The sequence below is a fragment of the Pedobacter sp. NEAU-ZC8 genome (genome assembly GCF_059278965.1).
This window is the reverse complement of the sequence record NZ_JCAJXC010000023.1, coordinates 19,001-36,242: the sequence shown is the minus strand read 5'-3', so window position 1 is coordinate 36,242 and position 17,242 is coordinate 19,001. Positions and strand designations below refer to the sequence as shown.

Sequence of the window (17,242 nt, the reverse complement as noted above, 5' to 3'; positions counted from 1 at the left end):
ACTACCAGCTTACCTCGCCAGTAATTAGGCCCACGAAATCATCGAACAAATAACGGGAATCGTGCGGGCCAGGTGAAGACTCCGGGTGATACTGTACGGAGAATGCTTTTTTACCTTTAACACGGATACCTTCGATCGACTGGTCGTTCAGGTTCACGTGGGTAATTTCAACTTTATCAGAACTTCTTACATCTTCCGGTACAACACCGAAGCCGTGGTTTTGAGAAGTGATCTCACATCTTTCGGTGATCACGTTTTTAACCGGGTGGTTTAATCCGCGGTGTCCGGTGAACATCTTCATGGTTTTGATGCCGTTTGCTTGTGCCAATAACTGGTGACCTAAGCAGATCCCGAACAATGGTTTATCAGCCGCTAAGATCTCCTTTACCATTTCGATGGCGTAAGGCATTGCTGATGGATCACCAGGGCCGTTAGAGATAAAGTATGCATCAGCACCCCAGGCTTCCATTTCAGCGAAAGAGGTTTTAGCAGGGTATACCTGTACATAAAGATCTCTATCGTCGAAGTTACGAAGGGTGTTTTTCTTGATACCAAAGTCAACCGCAGCAACTTTATATTTTGCATCCGGAGAACCGTAGAAATAAGGTTTGTCTGTAGAAACCTGAGAAGATAGTTCCAAACCGTCCATTGCTGGCACTGCGTTTAATCTTTCTTTCAGCTGGTCGATGTCCAGGATTTCAGATGAAATGATCGCATTCATCACCCCTCTGTCTCTGATGTGTTTCACCAAAGCGCGGGTATCGATATCAGAGATACCTACGATGTTTTCGTTTTGGAAATAATCCTGAATAGACTCAGAAGCTTCTTTACGGCTATAGCCGATGTTAAAGTTCTTACAAACGAGCCCGGCGATCTTAATGGAATCAGATTCAATTTCCGCTTTGTGAATACCATAGTTACCAATGTGTGCATTGGTGGTCACCATAATCTGTCCGAAATAGGAAGGATCTGTAAAAATCTCCTGGTAACCGGTCATTCCGGTGTTGAAGCAGATTTCACCTGTTGTGGTTCCTATTTTTCCTGCTGCTTTTCCGTGATATACAGTGCCATCGGCTAAAAGCAAAATTGCAGGTAACTTGGTGTAGTTAGTCATAATTTATGATCAGAAGTTATGTGGAAAAAAAAGAAAAACGTGGGATTTGCGACAGGGTTGGCGCTTAGTTGGTTCAGAAATATGCAGTGATTTAACCCCTTCATTTTCGACTGCAAAGATAGGTTTTATGGCTAATTAAACCTAATTTTGTTGTAAAAACAACACATATGTCTCAGCATAAAGAAGTAAAACGGATAACCACACACATCCTTCAGGAAATGAAAGCACGTGGGGAGAAAATCTCCATGTTAACCGCTTATGATTATTCCATGGCAACGATCCTGGATGATGCCGGATTAGACGTTTTATTGGTTGGTGATTCTGCTTCAAATGTGATGGCCGGACATGAGACCACACTGCCGATTACTTTGGACCAGATGATCTATCACGCGCAGAGTGTGGTACGTGGTGCCAACAGGGCTTTCGTAGTGGTGGATTTACCTTTCGGTAGCTATCAGGGCAATTCCAAGGAAGCCTTGAACTCCGCGATCCGCATCATGAAAGAATCTGGTGCACATGGGGTGAAGCTTGAAGGCGGCGCTGAAGTTGTAGAATCTATTCAGCGTATCATTACTGCCGGGATTCCGGTGATGGGGCACCTGGGCTTAACGCCGCAGTCGATCTATAAGTTCGGAACTTACACCGTACGGGCTAAAGATGAAGCCGAGGCGGAGAAACTTAAAGCGGATACGCTGTTGTTACAGGAAGCAGGTTGCTTCAGTGTGGTGCTAGAGAAGATCCCTGCGAAGCTTGCGAAAGAGGTTTCTGAAAGCGTGCATATTCCGGTGATCGGGATTGGTGCTGGCCCGCATTGCGATGGTCAGGTGCTTGTGGTGAACGACATGATCGGTTTAACCAAAGGTTTCCGTCCACGTTTCCTACGCCAGTACCTGAACCTTTATGATGGTATACTGAATGCTGCGCAGCAGTACATCAAGGATGTAAAATCAAATGATTTTCCGAACGAGAAAGAACAATACTAATTGATAAGCATGCCGATAACAGATAAAGACGTGCTCTATGAAGACAATCACCTGATCGCGATCAATAAGCGGGCAGGTGATATTGTGCAGGTGGATGAAACAGGGGATCAGCCGTTGGACGAGAAAGTTAAAGTTTACCTCGCAGCTAAATACAATAAGCCAAACAGTGCTTTTCTGGGCGTGGTGCACCGGCTGGACCGTCCGGTAAGTGGGGTGATCCTGTTTGCCAAGACGAGTAAAGCGCTGGAAAGGATGAACGCCATCTTCAAAAACCGCGAGGTGAAGAAGACCTATTGGGCGGTGGTGCGGAACAAGCCTTCGAAGCCTTCAGGGACATTGATCAACTGGCTGGTGAAAAACACACAGAAGAATGTGGTTACCGCACACCCGAATGAAGTAGCAGGGAGCCAACGGGCGGAACTAAGCTACCGTCTGATTGCAGAGCTTGGGGGCTATTACCTGCTGGAAGTAGACCCCTTAACCGGACGCTCGCACCAGATCCGCGTACAACTGGCGACCATGGGCTGCCCGATTGTGGGGGATAACAAGTACGGCTATCCCCGGGGGAGTAGAAAAGGCAGCATCTGTCTGCATGCGCGAAGGCTGCAGTTCCTGCATCCCGTTAAGAAAGAACCGGTGAACATCTTCGCCAAATTGCCTGTTGATGGCTTCTGGGAGCGCTTCGAGCAGTTTTAATCAGCTGCCAGATCACCGCTAGGGGTTAATTTCCTACTTACATGCCGATTGTTCGAGCACAACGCTGCCATCAAACTTCAGATCACCTAAAGATTTGAAGCTTGCTCTGCCGTCCTGCTCCTGCACTTCGGCAAAACCTTCTATCAGTTTACCGTCCTTTTGCAGATAGGCTACCTGACGCACCGACTGCATGCCCTCTGATTGGAAGGTATAATCCAGAAGGATGGTATCGCCTTTTACCAGCCCGCTTACGGCACCGGTGTTTCGATCTTTTTCCCGCGGAATGATGTTCAGCAAACCGCTTACCTGATCTCCTTTGATGTGCAGATCCAGGTACGTACTATCCTGATTTTCATAACGCACATAGCAGGTTCTGGATTCTGCCGCGGCAGCTACCGCGGTTTCTGCAGTAATGGTGCTGTCGGCAGCTTGCTTGGTGCTGGAGTTGCCATTACATGCAGCAAGCAATGTTGCGCAGGCGGCAATAAGAAAATACTTTTTCATCTGTCTGGAGTCTAGGTTTATACAAGCGTTTGAATTGCCTGTGTTCTAATCTAACGCTTAATCAATTAAAACAATCTTTATTGAGGTAAAAACATTATCTTGAAGACAAAGAAGCAGTATATTCTTAAACAATATGTTAACACAATTGTCATATTACAGGTAAGTAAATTGTGTTAATTTCAAAATCATTCATGCTTATGAAACTGAAAGCGATCATCACACTCGGATTACTATTATCCATTGTTGTATTAATGAGTGCATTTATCCCGATGCCACAGGAAAGAATATACAAGAATCTAAAAGTGCTGCCAAAGGATATCAGCAAGGAAGACCTTGGAACAGTCATGGATGGATTTAAAACATCACTGGGTGTTAAGTGTAATTACTGCCACGCAGCGAGTGAAACGGAAAAAGGGAAACTCGATTTTGCCAGTGACGCCAAGCCGGAGAAAGAAACTGCACGTATGATGATGTTAATGACGGCCAAGATTAACAAGAAGTTTTTTCATGTTAAGGATGTAAAGAATCCCAAAGCCATCCTGCCGGTAAGTTGTATCACTTGCCATAACGGCAAAGAACGTCCGGCGACCTTAGATCCTGCGACACTGAAATAGCGAGGCTGGAGGCAGCAGACGAACATTTCTAAAACACTTTCTCCCTGGAGGTTGTTCCTTCTATAAAACGATCAACCATGAAATTAATCAGAGAAAATACAAACTTAAAGACCATTGGGCTTATCACCGGGCTTGCTGCAGGTGCGGTTGTTGCTGCCTTATTTGCGACAAAAAGTGGTTCAGAATACCGCGAACTTATCGCTAAAAGGATCAAAGGGCTGCTGGGCGAAGATGCTGTTAAAAAGCCTGTGGAAATCAAGGATCATGTGGTGGAAGATGTAAGATCACAGGTCATGGAAGCCGCAAATAAACTGGCGGGCGATGCAGAAAACGTTGATCTTACGAAAACAACCCTGAAACATACAGAGCCAAAATCAAGACAGCTTCCTATTGAATCTTAGTGAACGAACCGTTTGAAAATGGAATCTAAGTGGCAGCATTAATATGTTGTCACTTTATTTTTATACAATTTGAATCTGATATTGCTACATTTAATCTTTGTAGAAAGTTTAAATGTTCGACAAGCCAAATTCAGCCCTGTATGACAATGATCTCATCGCTAAGATAGCGGATGGAGATCAGTATGCTTTCACCACTCTGTTTGAGCAGTACCAGTCTATGGTTTACGGATATGCGCTGCACCTTACACGCTCCAAGGAATATGCAGAAGAGATTGTTCAGAACATCTTTATGAACATCTGGGTCAAACGTACTCAACTTCCGGAAATTGAAAACTTAGGCGCCTACCTCAATCGCGCCACGCGAAATCAATGTTACTCTGCTTTAAGAAAGATCGCAACGGAGCGGCTCGTGGAGCTGGACCAGTCCCACCTGGAGCTCAACGACGGCAGCAATGCGGAAGATCTGGTGTTATACAATGAATCTTTCCAGCTGCTGCAGCATGCGGTAGCATCACTTCCACAGCAGCGGCGGCAGGTTTATGAGCTTTGCCACGGGCAAGGTCTGAAATATGAAGAGGTAGCGCAGCAGCTGAACATTTCTCCCGGCACGGTACACAGCCACATGAAACTGGCATTGAGGACCATTCGTACGCATCTTCAAGCGCTGCACACCGCCATCTTCCTGTTCCTGATCTGCAGGTTCTAAAAAACTTTCAAAAAATCGCTTAGCGCATTACCCCGATCTATTGTTTGCTGCGTCAGTAACAGTAAATAACCAAATATTTACAGGTAATGTCATCGGAATACAAACTCAGAGAACTATTCGAACGGTATGTTCATGCCGAACTCAGCGCGCCTGAATTGAATGAATTCATGTCGCTCGTGGATCAGGATGAACTTAAACCGGTGCTGAACCAGCTCATGGATGATTACCTGAAATCTAATACCTACAGCACCAGTCTTAACAGTGAGCAAAGAGGCCGGATCCTGACCAACATCTTCAATTCAGACAGGCTCCTGGAAGCGCAGAAGCCGAAGGTACCGCACACTGCAAAGTTATATCCTGCACACACTTACTGGAAAGCCATGCTTGCCGCAGCCATGGTGATCATCATGCTGGCCATCTCCACATTTTTCATCTATCACACCAAGCAGTCTCAGCACTTCAAGCCCTACTATGGTGCTCTAAAGCCGGGGACGAACAAAGCCTACCTCACTTTAGCCGATGGAACCAAGGTTCCACTTGATGATCAATCAGATGAAATCATTGCTGCCCAGGCTGATCTTAAGATCAGAAGAACTGCCGATGGTCAGTTGATATATGAACGGAATAGCTCTCCCGCTGGAAAGCAGCATTCTGGAACTGCCACTGCCTACAATACAATATCTACACCCGCAGGCGGGCAGTACCGGGTGCTGTTGCCAGACGGTACGCGAGTTTGGCTGAATGCAGCCTCCTCCTTGAAATACCCCATCACCCTTGCCGGGCTGAAGCAACGCAAGGTAGAGTTGCAAGGCGAAGCTTACTTTGAAGTCGCAAAGCTCCAACACACGAACATGCACATTCCCTTTATCGTGCGCAGTAAAGGGCAGGAGGTGGAAGTGCTGGGTACGCACTTCAATGTGAGAAGTTACGCAGATGAAGCACAGGTTGCAACCACCTTGCTTGAAGGTGCTGTTGTTGTACGCCGTCCGGAAGCTTTCGAGCGGTTATTAAAACCTGGTGAACAGGCACTCACTGGCACCGGCGTAAGGGTTTCGGCGGTAGATACCAGTACTGCCGTGGCCTGGAAGAACGGGCTGTTCAAGTTCGAAACTGCGGATATCTATTCTGTGATGCAGCAATTCTCCCGCTGGTACGATATCGATGTGGCGTATGAAGGGGCAGCGCCCAAGAACCGTTTCACCGGTGAGATCTATCGCGATATGGACGCCAATGATGCCCTGAAGCTCTTAAAGCTTGCGCAGATTAAGTTCCGTGTAGAAGCACCGGAAAGTGGCAAAGGCAGAAAGAAAGTTATTATCTCCAACAAATAAAACAACCAAATACTAACCAAATAAACCGTATGAACATGAGAACACAGACACGATATCACCCCTGACCACATCGGGTGCTTAGAAAAAAAGCCTGACAATGCTTGGACCCATTGCCAGGCTAAAGATCTGAGTAAACCCATTCCGATAGCGGAACATTATAATCTGACAATTATCGTTTACCCAAACCCATTCAAAAGTATGAAACCATCTCGAGCTTTCCATAAACGGAAAGGTCAAGATCGCTTCATCTCCGAAACAAACTCAAAAAGATGAAAATAAATGCTTTTCATATGGCCATGCCCTACATCAGGCTTGGCCGAAAAACCCTATTGATTATGAAATTAACCACTTTTATCCTCATGATCACGCTGGTACATGCAAGCGCAGCTGTAGTGGGCCAAAAGATTAATATCAAGCAAAACAATAAACCGCTAGCACAAGCGCTGTCGTCCATAAAAAAGCAGACGGGTTATGTGTTCCTGAGCAATGATTTCAATCCTGCCACGGAAAACGTAAGTGTAAATGTCCAAAACGCATCACTTGAAGAGGCATTAAGTTCCTGCCTAAATGGAAACTCCATTTCTTACAACATTGTTGGTAAAACGATTTTTCTCTCTAAAAAGCAGGGTTTTTCAAGTGTGAAGCCTGTGCAGATCGTTATTCGAGGGGTAGTCCGTGACGACAAAGGACAACCGATCCCCGGCGCAGGCGTAAAGCTAAAAGGAAGTCTTACAGCCGTAGCAACGGACGTCAATGGTAGCTTCAGTATTGCTGTGCCTGATGAGAATGCCGTCCTGGTGTTTACTTATGTCGGCTTTGATGCTAAAGAACTCACCGTCGGTTCGCAGAAGACCTTTGAAGTTACGCTTGTTCCAAACGCCAATGAGCTTGAAGAAGTTGCGGTGGTGGGTTTTGGTACCCAGCGCAAGGTTTCCCTGATCGGGGCACAGTCGACCGTGTCCCCTGGTGAACTGAAGCAGCCCGTGGCCAGCGTGACGCAGTCCCTTGCAGGCCGGATTGCCGGTGTTGTGGGCGTGCAGCGTAGCGGTGAGCCTGGACGTAGCACTGCCGACATCTGGATCCGCGGTATTGCCACCTTCGGTGGTAACTCCAGTTCGCCACTGATCCTGGTAGATGGGGTAGAACGTTCCATTTCCGACATTGACCCGGAAGACATCGAGTCCTTCACCGTACTTAAGGACGCCTCCGGAACTGCCGTGTATGGTGTACGTGGCGCAAACGGGGTGGTAATCGTTCGCACCAAAGTAGGTAAGGTCGGCAAACCAAGCATCCTGTTCGACTATAACGAAGGGATAAGCACCTTTACCAGAAGACCCGAAATGGCAGACGGAATTACCTATATGAACCTGGCTAATGAAGCGACCGTTGGTCGTGGCCAAGCTGCCAAATACGAAGAAGATTACATCCGAAAAACGGCTTCAGGTGTAGATCCACTGCTGTATCCAAACGTGAACTGGATGGATGAATTGTTCAAAGATTACAGCCGCAACAGACGTGCAAACCTGAATGCCAGCGGGGGAGTAGACAACGCACAGTATTATGTTTCCCTGGCCTATTACAATGAAACAGGTTTTTTAAAGACCGATGACCTCTCCCAGTACAATTCCTCGCTCGACTTCAAACGCTACAACTTCACCAGTAACCTGAACCTGAAGCTTACCGCAACCACCAAGCTCGACCTTGGACTGCAGGGTTATGCATCCACCGGTAATTATCCCGGAGAAAATACCCAGGACATCTTCCGCTCCGCACTGGATGTGTCTTCCGTAGAATATCCGGTGATGTATCCCGGGAACTTCATTCCTGGAAAATCATCAAATGGTGGATTCCGTAACCCTTATGCGGATCTCACCCGCAGGGGCTACCGTACTGAATTCCGGAACCAGCTGTACAGCAATCTGCGACTTACCCAAGACCTGGGCATGCTGACCGAAGGTCTGACAGCAACCGCAATGGTCGCATTCGACAGTTACAACTGGAACAACATCAGACGCTCCAAACGGGAAAGCACCTACTTCCCGGAGAATGTGGAAGGTACCAATTCACCGTATCTGCCTGATGGAACACTGAACCTTCGCCAGACCTATACCAGTTCAGGGAATTACCTGAGCTTTAATCCAGACAGGGGTGGCAACCGTAAATTTTACACGGAAGCTGCGGTGCACTATGATCGTGCCTTTGGTAAACACCGTGTTGGTGCCTTGATGCTCGGCTATACCGAAGACGCTTCTAACCCTTTCGCCGGCGATTTTACCACCTCCATTCCCGAGCGTATGGTGGGTATCGCCACCAGGGCAACGTATTCCTATGACGACCGTTACTTCGCTGAAGTGAACTTCGGTTATAACGGATCAGAGCTCTTCGCGCCGGAAAACAGGTATGGTTCTTTCCCCGCCTTCGGCCTGGGCTGGATTCCATCCAACGAGAAGTTCTTTGAGCCCTTGAAAAAGGCAATCTCGTTCCTGAAGTTCCGCTACTCTGACGGGGTAACCGGTATCGGCAAGATTAACGGGCGCCGCTTCGCTTACCTTACCCTGGTTGCAGATAACGCGCGCGGCTATCAGCTGGGTAAAAACTTCAACAATACCGGTGGTATCAACGTTACCGACTATGGCGTAGCCATCAAATGGGCAGAAGCAAGAAAGCAGGATCTGGGTATGGAGATCCGTACCTTGAACGATAACCTTTACCTGATCGTAGACGTATTCAAAGAACACCGCACCGGGATCTTCCTGCAACGTCAATCTATTCCCGCTTATATCGGCTTAACCAATTCCCCTTATGGAAATCTTGGAGAGGTCGACAACCGAGGTTTCGATGCCACCTTAGAGTACAACTTCCGCGTTGGGCAGGTAGACATCGGCTTAAGAGGAAACTTTACCTATACCAAAGATAAGCTACTGAATGACGACCGCCCGAACCAGCCGTACCCATGGATGTCGCACATCGGCAACAACATCCTCGCACGTTACGGTTATGTTGCGGAGAAGTTGTTTGACTCTCAGGCAGAGATCGATGCCAGTGCAACACCGGGATCAAAGCAGCTGGTTAGACCTGGAGACATCAAGTACGCCGATCTTAACGGCGACGGACTGATCAACGATTACGACAAAACCCGTATCGGCAGGGGAGATGTTCCAAACAAGGTGTACGGCTTTGGCTTGAGTGCTTCCTACAAAGGTTTCGCACTAAGTGCATTGATGCAGGGCGTGTCAGGAGCCGACATTATGCTCGGTGGTTCCGGTATTTTCCCATTCAATGGCGGCGGCGGGCTCTCGAACGCTTACAGCAATGTAACGGACAGATGGACACCGGAAGCTCCAAGACAAGAAGCGTTCTATCCTCGTCTGGCCTATGGTGAAGATCAGAACTTCAACAACACTCAGGAAAGCTCCTGGTGGGTAAAAGACGTAAGTTTCCTTCGCTTAAAGAGTGCACAGTTAAGTTACAACCTGCCGAAGAACTTCTCCTCAAAATTGCGACTGAAGAATGCCGCAGTATACCTGATCGGTACAAACCTGCTAACCTTCAGTGACTTCAAACTCTGGGATCCTGAGCTAAACACAAACATCGATGGCAGAGCCAACGGATCAAAGTATCCACTTACAGCCACCTTGTCTTTAGGTCTTAACGTTAAATTCTAATCGCTACGAACATGAAAAAATATATCGCAATACTGGTAATCGCTCTCCTGACCAGTGCAACCTCCTGCAAAAAAGGCTTTTTGGATCAGGTGCCGAATGATCGCCTGACCTTAGAGGAAACCTTTGAAAACCGCGCAACCGCAGAGAAATTCCTGAACAACATCTATTCACAAATACCAGACGAGTTCGGACAGCGCAACCCGGGTGGCGACCGCAATGGCGGACTCTGGACCGGCGCTTCCGATGAAGCAGAATTCGTATGGGGCTTCGTGCAAACCAACAGCATGAACATCGGCAACTGGGACGCCAACTCCGGTTTCGTGGGCGACTTCTGGCGCAACTACTACCGTGGTATCCGCTCCGCAAGTTTCTTCATCGCCAACATTGACAAAGTTAACCAGGATATCTCTCCGCAGCTTAAAGTGCAATACAAGGCAGAAGCAAAAGCGCTGCGCGCCATGTATTATTATTACCTGATCCGCCTGTACGGACCTGTTGTGATCCTGGGTGAAGATGTAATTGAACCGGATGCACCGGCAGAACAGGTCCGCATTGCCAGGAGCAGCATGGATGAGTGCGTAAGCTATATCGCTACTGAACTTGAGCAGGCCGCTGCAGATTTACCTGTCGTGCCGAGCAATGACAACAACTACGGCCGCATCACTAAAGGCATTGCACTGGCTTTCCGTGCACAGGCCTACCTGCTTGCCGCAAGTCCGCTTTACAATGGCAACACTGACCTGGCTTCGCTGGTAAATAAGGATGGTAAACAACTCGTTTCGCAGACTTACGATGTCAACAAGTGGCGTGTAGCTGCCGATGCCTACAAAGCATTTATCACCCAGTTTGTTCCGGGAACATACGACTTGTACCGGGTAAACAACGCCAGCGGTGCCTTCGACCCATACTTATCCTGCCGGAATGTATTTCTCGAAGCCTGGAACAAGGAAGTGATCTTCGCCCGCCCGGAATCATCGTTATCCTCACGCCAGTATGAGATGACCCCATACCACAGCGGTAAAAACTCCGAATCCCGCGGCTCCGGCGGCCTGGGTGCAACACAAAACCAGGTGGATGCTTTCTTCACCGCCAATGGGCGCAGCATCGATGATCCGGCTTCCGGCTATCAGCCTACGGGTTTCAGCGACTTCAAAGCGCCGGGTACAGAGGTTGTAACCAGCACGTACAATCAATGGGTAAACCGCGAACCCCGCTTTTATGTGAACATCACCTACAATGGAAGTGTGTGGCTCAACACCAATAACGGTACCATCATCACCGAGTTCTTTAACAACGGCAACTCGGGTAAAGCGACCGGTGGTAACGATTATACCGTAACCGGTTATGTGGTCAGAAAGGCAATGGGCCTCGGCAAATGGGATGAGAACAACCGTCCGGTTATCCTGATCCGCCTGGCAAACATCTTCCTGGATTATGCCGAAGCGTTAAATGAAGCTGAACCTGGAAATGCGGAGGTGCTCCGTTACCTGAACCTGATTCGTGAGCGCGCAGGTGTTCCACAATACGGCTCGGCCGAACTTCCGGCACCTGCTGGTGTAGATGTCATGCGTGAAGCCATCCGTAAAGAACGCCGCGCTGAACTTGCCTTTGAGAATGTTAGATTCTTCGATACCCGAAGATGGAAAATTGCCGAGCAAACCGATAACGGGCCAATCTATGGGCTCGATATCAGCAAGAACATGCCCGAATTCCTGAATGTGGTGCCATTTGAAAGCAGGGTATTTACCAAGAGACACTACCTGTTCCCGATCCCATCAAACGACGTGAATGCGGACGATCTGATGGTGCAAAATCCGGGTTGGTAACTTCCTTTAAATCCGTAATTTAGCTGTAACCAATATATAATCATGAAAAAAACCGCCCTACTACTACTCTGCTGCTTCCTGTTTTTCAAAACGCAGGCACAGCATGAAGCCCCCGCTTACCCGCTGCTCACCAACAACACGTACTTCAGTGTATGGTCTTTCACCGATAAACTCAACGGCTCGCCCACCCGGCACTGGACCGGTAAAACCCATGCATTGCAGGGCACCATCAGCGTTGACGGTAAACTTTACCGCTTCATGGGGCAGGAGGTTAAACCTTATCTGCCGCTCGTATCCAGCCTGGAAGGTGAGGTGCCGAAATTCCGCTACACCCTAACGGCACCTGCCGGAAACTGGATGGATGCCACATACGATGACTCCAGCTGGAAAGAAGATGCCGCACCCTTCGGTGATGACCAAAGCTTCGCCAAAACGGAGTGGAGAAGTGATGAGATCTTCCTCCGCAAAGTGTTCGATGTGCTTGCAGTGCCATCAAAGAAGGTGTACCTGAAGATCAACCATGATGACAACATCGTGGTATTCCTGAATGGAAAAGAGATCATGCGCAAGGAAGGCTGGGTACATGAGTATGTTTATGTGCCAATCCCCGAAGGCGTCCTTAAAAAGGGAAAAAACCAACTGGCCATCCATGTGAAGAACACTGCTGGGGGCCGTCACATTGATGCTGACCTGGTAACCGAACCTGTACAGGATGAAAGTATCGCGCTTGCGGAGCAAACCAATGTACAGGTGGAAGCAACCCGCACCATCTACGACTTCCGCGCCGGCAATGTAAATCTGAACGTCACCTTCCTTTCTCCATTGTTGCTGAATGATGTGGAACTAACCGAAAGACCGATCAGCTACATCAACTATACCGTGAAAGCGAATGATGGCAAACCGCACCAGGTAAGGATCAATTTTACGGCATCGTCTGACCTGGCGGTGAACACCCCGGGACAAACCGTAAAAGCATGGACGCAGCAGGAAAAAGGACTTTCCTTCCTGAAAGCTGGTACTGTGGAGCAACCGGTATTGCAAAAGAAAGGTGACGATATCCGCATTGACTGGGGTTATGTTTATGTTGCCGTCCCGCAGGACTATAAAGCAACACAGCTACTGATCAAATCGGGCCCTTCCTTAAACTTGAGCACCGAATTTGAGTTTGCGAGTGTAAATAATACCGCACAAAGCAAATACGTGATGGTAGGTTATGATGACTCAGACCCGATCCAATATTTTAAACAAAACCTCAAGCCACTCTGGAAAACCAATGACAAAGTGACCTTTGTAGATCAGCTAGCCTTAGCCGCCGCTCAATTTCCAGACATCATGAAGCGCAGTATTGCTTTTGACAAGGACCTTGAAGCAAAAACGCTGAAGGCCGGGGGTATGGAATATGCCGAACTATGCAAGCTCGCTTACCGTCAAAGCGTGGCCGCGCACAAGATTGTGAGATCCCCAGACGGCGAATTACTGTTCATGTCTAAGGAGAACTTCAGTAATGGCTCCATCAACACCGTAGACATTACCTATCCATCTGCACCACAATACCTAGTTTATAATCCGGAATTGTTAAAAGGTATGATGAACGGTATCTTCTACTATAGCGAAAGTGGTAGATGGAAAAAGCCCTTTCCGGCACACGATCTTGGTACCTATCCACTAGCAAATGGTCAAACCTATGGCGAAGATATGCCTGTTGAAGAAGCAGGGAACATGCTGATCCTTACTGCTGCTGTAGTCAAAGCGGATGGAGACATTGCTTACGCCAAAAAACACTGGGAAACCTTAACGACCTGGGGTAATTACCTCCTTAATGAAGGGTTTGACCCGGCAGAGCAATTGTGTACCGACGACTTCGCCGGCCACCTTGCGCACAATACCAACCTTTCTGTAAAAGCCATTGTAGCTCTTGGTGCATACGCGCAGATGGCAGAAAAGCTGGGCATGAAAGATGTTTCTGCAAAGTACAGGGCAGCAGCGCTTGAAATGGCCGACAAGTGGGAGAAACTCGCAAATAGCGGCGATCACTACGCTTTGGTGTTTGATAACAAAAATACCTGGAGCCAGAAATATAATATGGTCTGGGACAAACTGCTGAAGCTTAATCTATTTCCAAAACACGTATACACTAAGGAAATCGCTTACTACCTGACCAAACAGAACACTTACGGATTGCCTTTAGACAGCCGTAAAGGCTATACCAAGTCAGACTGGATCCTTTGGACAGCAACCCTGACAGATAACCGTGCCGACTTCCTGAAGTTTGTTAAACCGGTTTACAAGTATGCCACAGAAACGCCTAGCCGTGTGCCTTTGAGCGACTGGCATGAAACAATAGACGGTAAACAAGTAGGCTTCCAGGCCAGAAGTGTAGTTGGTGGATACTTCATCAAGTTACTTGCTGACCAGTGGAACAATAAATAATGTGTATATATCTTTTATTAGGACTACTTTTGTGGTCTTAATAAAAGAATATAAAAGAACTATGTCTGCAAATAATACCAAGCCTGTTTACCCGGATTTTTCAACCTTCTACGAAGAAGCGGTAAAGCCATTTAAAACAGCCAATCATGCTGCTATCCGGTTGGATAACAAACTTAAAGGCAATTCCAAAAGCTTCTTTGCATACTTCATGTATCAGGATAAAAAATGGAAAGTAGCTTCAGATACGAATATTAGTAAGCTGGATATGGCCTATGAGGCAATTAAAAATGGAACTGATCCATTTGTGATCAAGCCGACCCGGGATCATAAAGGAGAGACGCTGAACATTAAGGGACAGCCAATCCGCGATACTAGATTCTACGTGTATTCCGCCTAGATCGCTAGAATTAGAATCATAAAAAAGGATCTGCCAGCCGAAAGCACTGACTTTCAGCGGGTAGGTCCTTTTCTTTTTCATGGTGCACATCTGCTAAAAGCGACTATATTTGCCGCCTCAATCGCAAATTGATGTACTTAAAGAAATTCTCCTTTGCCGCATTTCTGCTAACTGGCAGCGCCATGTTGGCCAATGCGCAGCACGCTCCAAAAGATAGCGTGAATCACTTGAATGAAGTTGTAGTCAATGAAAACCGGCTTAAACTTCCATTCTCCAGTCAAAACCGGAACATCTGGATCATCGACAAAGAAAAGATTAAAAGCCTGCCGGTACGATCCGTTGCGGAGCTGCTGAGCTTTGTTTCCGGTGTAGATGTACGCCAACGCGGACCAGCAGGCACTCAGGCCGACATCAGCATGGATGGCGGAACCTTCGATCAGACCTTGGTCCTGTTGAACGGGGTTAAAGTCTCTGACCCACAAACGGGGCACAACATGATGAACCTGCCGATCAATATGGACGATATTGAACATATTGAAGTATTACGAGGCTCGGCATCGCGTATCTATGGTCTTAACGCCATCACAGGGGCCATCAACATCATCACCCGCACACCTGAAAAAACTGGTGCAGCAATAAATGTTTTTACCGGAAGTAGTTTCAAGAAGGATGCTTCAAATGGAGAAACCTTCGCTAATTATGGCGTAAAACTGAGTGGCGATCTTGTACTGGATAAATCCAGTCACCTGTTTTCTCTGAGTCAGGAAGCCAGCAATGGTTATCGCTACAACACCGCTTTTAACAACCAGAAGTTGTACTATCAGGGGCGTTTGAACCTGTCGGCAGCAGACCAGCTGGACCTGAATGCCGGGTATATCCACAATAACTTCGGCGCAAATGCTTTCTATTCTGCACCTGGAGATCTGGAAGCGGAAGAAACGGTGAAAACTGCACTGGCTTCTGTAGCCTACACCCGCAACATCAATCCCAACTGGACCTTCGCACCAAGGGTAAGCTATCGCTATAATATCGATGATTACTTATACATCAAACAAACGCCTGACCGGTTTCATAATCACCATGAAACCGGCGTACTGGATGTTGAATTAAACAATACCATAGAAACCGGCATTGGTACTTTCGGTTTAGGACTGGAGCTTCGAACAGAGAACATCAACAGTACAAATCTGGGTAAACGTGACCGCACCAATAGCGGCGCCTTTGCAGAGTACAAGTTTGAGCCATTGACTGGGCTGTTGATCAACGCTGGTACTTATGTGAACTATAACTCCGACTATGGCTGGCAAGCATTCCCCGGCATAGATGCCGGTTACAATTTCTACGGCAACTGGAAGGTGTTTATGAACCTGGGCACGGGACAGCGCCTGCCAACATACACGGACCTCTACTACAAAGGGCCTACAAACATCGGTAATGCAGACCTCGTTTCCGAGAAGTCGAAATATGCGGAAGGTGGTATTAAGTATCAGGATGCCAAATTCACCTTCAATGCCAGTTATTTCAACCGGAAGATCAGCAACTTCATTGATTGGGTAAAAGCCGTTCAAACCGATCCATGGCAGCCCCGTAACTTCAGTGATGTAACCACCAAAGGTTTCACCATCAGCGGCGATTACCTGATGAACTTCGGTGCAAATGCCAGCTTCAACAGCCTGCGACTTGGTGCATCTTACACCAACCTCGATCCGAGTTTCAAAACCACCATTGCGGATGCCGTATTCTCAAGATATGCACTGGAAAGCGTTAGAAATCAGCTTAGCCTGACCGCAAATGCCCAGGCTTTCAACCTGCTTTCCCTGACCCTGACTTCCAGGTTCAACGAAAGAATTAACTATAAAAGCTACCAGGTGCTGGATGCACGTTTGGCGGCAAACTTGAAGCGATACCAGATCTACCTCGATGGCGCAAACTTGCTGGATGTTCAGTACATCGAATCTGGTGCTGTGCCGATGCCAGGTACCTGGCTTACCCTGGGTTTCAAAGCTAAAATTTAAGACCTGCCACGCTAGAGCGTTCTACTAAGACCGTTTTTATTACTAAATAGCCGTTGTTAAACGGCTATTTACGTATGTATCCGTTTATTTTACGACTAAACCTTGATGCGCTGTTCAACTTTGTTCTGGCGATTGGAAATGATCGCGATCCTTTAACTTAGAACTTCAAATCATGGACTACTCAAAAAACAGCGTACGCTTAGCAGGTTTCACAGGCACAGATCCGGTAATCGTAGATTATCCTGGCAGCAAAAGAATGGGACGGATCAGTCTCGCCGTAAATGAATCTTACAAAAACACCAGCGGAGATTTCGTAAACAAAACACAATGGTTCAACCTGGTGTTCTGGAACAGGAAAGTTGAACTTATTGAGGGCAGTATCACAAAAGGTACAGCGATTTGTATAGAAGGCAAATTAAATAACCAAACTTACACGGATAAAAAAGGAGAACAGCGCTTCAGTACCGAAATTATTGTCAATGCCATAGAGGTTATCTCAAAATGAACCGGGTGCGAATGTTAAAATTTGTCACCTAAATGCCTCATTTCGAATAGCTTTT

The 17,242-nt window shown here is 47.4% G+C and carries 14 protein-coding genes; 12 read left to right on the top strand and 2 right to left on the bottom strand.

Annotated elements, in window-relative coordinates:
* Position 1: 1 nt before the first annotated feature.
* Positions 2–1,114 (bottom strand): glutamine-hydrolyzing carbamoyl-phosphate synthase small subunit, encoded by a 1,113-nt coding sequence (gene carA, locus AC5WJX_RS16165; protein ID WP_440427845.1) that lies wholly within the window; start codon positions 1,112–1,114, stop codon positions 2–4.
* 167 nt (positions 1,115–1,281) lie between these two features.
* Between carA and panB the strand changes: the two genes are divergently transcribed.
* Together panB and AC5WJX_RS16155 are read left to right on the top strand one after the other, a co-directional pair.
* Positions 1,282–2,097, top strand: a complete 816-nt coding sequence (panB, locus tag AC5WJX_RS16160; RefSeq protein ID WP_440427843.1) for a 3-methyl-2-oxobutanoate hydroxymethyltransferase — start codon at positions 1,282–1,284, stop codon at positions 2,095–2,097.
* A 9-nt stretch (positions 2,098–2,106) separates the two neighbouring features.
* A complete protein-coding gene (locus AC5WJX_RS16155) occupies positions 2,107–2,793 on the top strand; it encodes an RluA family pseudouridine synthase (RefSeq protein WP_494485342.1) in 687 nt (228 codons plus the stop codon).
* Positions 2,794–2,826: 33 nt separating this feature from the next.
* Here AC5WJX_RS16155 and AC5WJX_RS16150 read toward each other — a convergent pair whose 3' ends face one another.
* Positions 2,827–3,297: a hypothetical protein gene (locus tag AC5WJX_RS16150; protein WP_494485341.1), complete on the bottom strand. Its 471-nt coding sequence runs from the start codon at positions 3,295–3,297 to the stop codon at positions 2,827–2,829.
* 197 nt (positions 3,298–3,494) lie between these two features.
* On the opposite strand from AC5WJX_RS16150, the gene AC5WJX_RS16145 reads away from it, so the two are divergent.
* The 10 genes from AC5WJX_RS16145 to AC5WJX_RS16100 all read left to right on the top strand — a co-directional run bounded on the left by AC5WJX_RS16145 (position 3,495) and on the right by AC5WJX_RS16100 (position 17,187).
* Positions 3,495–3,911 carry a c-type cytochrome gene (locus AC5WJX_RS16145; protein WP_494485340.1) on the top strand — a complete coding sequence of 139 codons (417 nt, stop codon included), beginning with the start codon at positions 3,495–3,497 and terminating at the stop codon, positions 3,909–3,911.
* A gap of 77 nt (positions 3,912–3,988) precedes the next feature.
* Positions 3,989–4,312: a YtxH domain-containing protein gene (locus AC5WJX_RS16140; RefSeq protein ID WP_494485339.1), complete on the top strand. Its 324-nt coding sequence runs from the start codon at positions 3,989–3,991 to the stop codon at positions 4,310–4,312.
* 112 nt (positions 4,313–4,424) lie between these two features.
* Positions 4,425–5,018: an RNA polymerase sigma factor gene (locus AC5WJX_RS16135; RefSeq protein ID WP_494485338.1), complete on the top strand. Its 594-nt coding sequence runs from the start codon at positions 4,425–4,427 to the stop codon at positions 5,016–5,018.
* A gap of 86 nt (positions 5,019–5,104) precedes the next feature.
* Complete coding sequence (locus AC5WJX_RS16130) at positions 5,105–6,349, top strand: FecR family protein (protein ID WP_494485337.1); 1,245 nt, start codon at positions 5,105–5,107, stop codon at positions 6,347–6,349.
* Between the two features lie 335 nt (positions 6,350–6,684).
* Positions 6,685–10,014 (top strand): TonB-dependent receptor, encoded by a 3,330-nt coding sequence (locus tag AC5WJX_RS16125; protein WP_494485336.1) that lies wholly within the window; start codon positions 6,685–6,687, stop codon positions 10,012–10,014.
* An 11-nt stretch (positions 10,015–10,025) separates the two neighbouring features.
* Complete coding sequence (locus AC5WJX_RS16120) at positions 10,026–11,840, top strand: RagB/SusD family nutrient uptake outer membrane protein (RefSeq protein WP_494485335.1); 1,815 nt, start codon at positions 10,026–10,028, stop codon at positions 11,838–11,840.
* Between the two features lie 42 nt (positions 11,841–11,882).
* Positions 11,883–14,270 carry a glutaminase family protein gene (locus AC5WJX_RS16115; protein ID WP_494485334.1) on the top strand — a complete coding sequence of 796 codons (2,388 nt, stop codon included), beginning with the start codon at positions 11,883–11,885 and terminating at the stop codon, positions 14,268–14,270.
* 61 nt (positions 14,271–14,331) lie between these two features.
* Positions 14,332–14,667: a hypothetical protein gene (locus AC5WJX_RS16110; protein ID WP_494485333.1), complete on the top strand. Its 336-nt coding sequence runs from the start codon at positions 14,332–14,334 to the stop codon at positions 14,665–14,667.
* Between the two features lie 131 nt (positions 14,668–14,798).
* Entirely contained in the window at positions 14,799–16,682 is a 1,884-nt protein-coding gene (locus tag AC5WJX_RS16105) for a TonB-dependent receptor plug domain-containing protein (protein ID WP_494485332.1), read from the top strand.
* A 172-nt stretch (positions 16,683–16,854) separates the two neighbouring features.
* Positions 16,855–17,187, top strand: a complete 333-nt coding sequence (locus AC5WJX_RS16100) for a single-stranded DNA-binding protein (protein ID WP_440427820.1) — start codon at positions 16,855–16,857, stop codon at positions 17,185–17,187.
* Positions 17,188–17,242 lie beyond the last annotated feature (55 nt).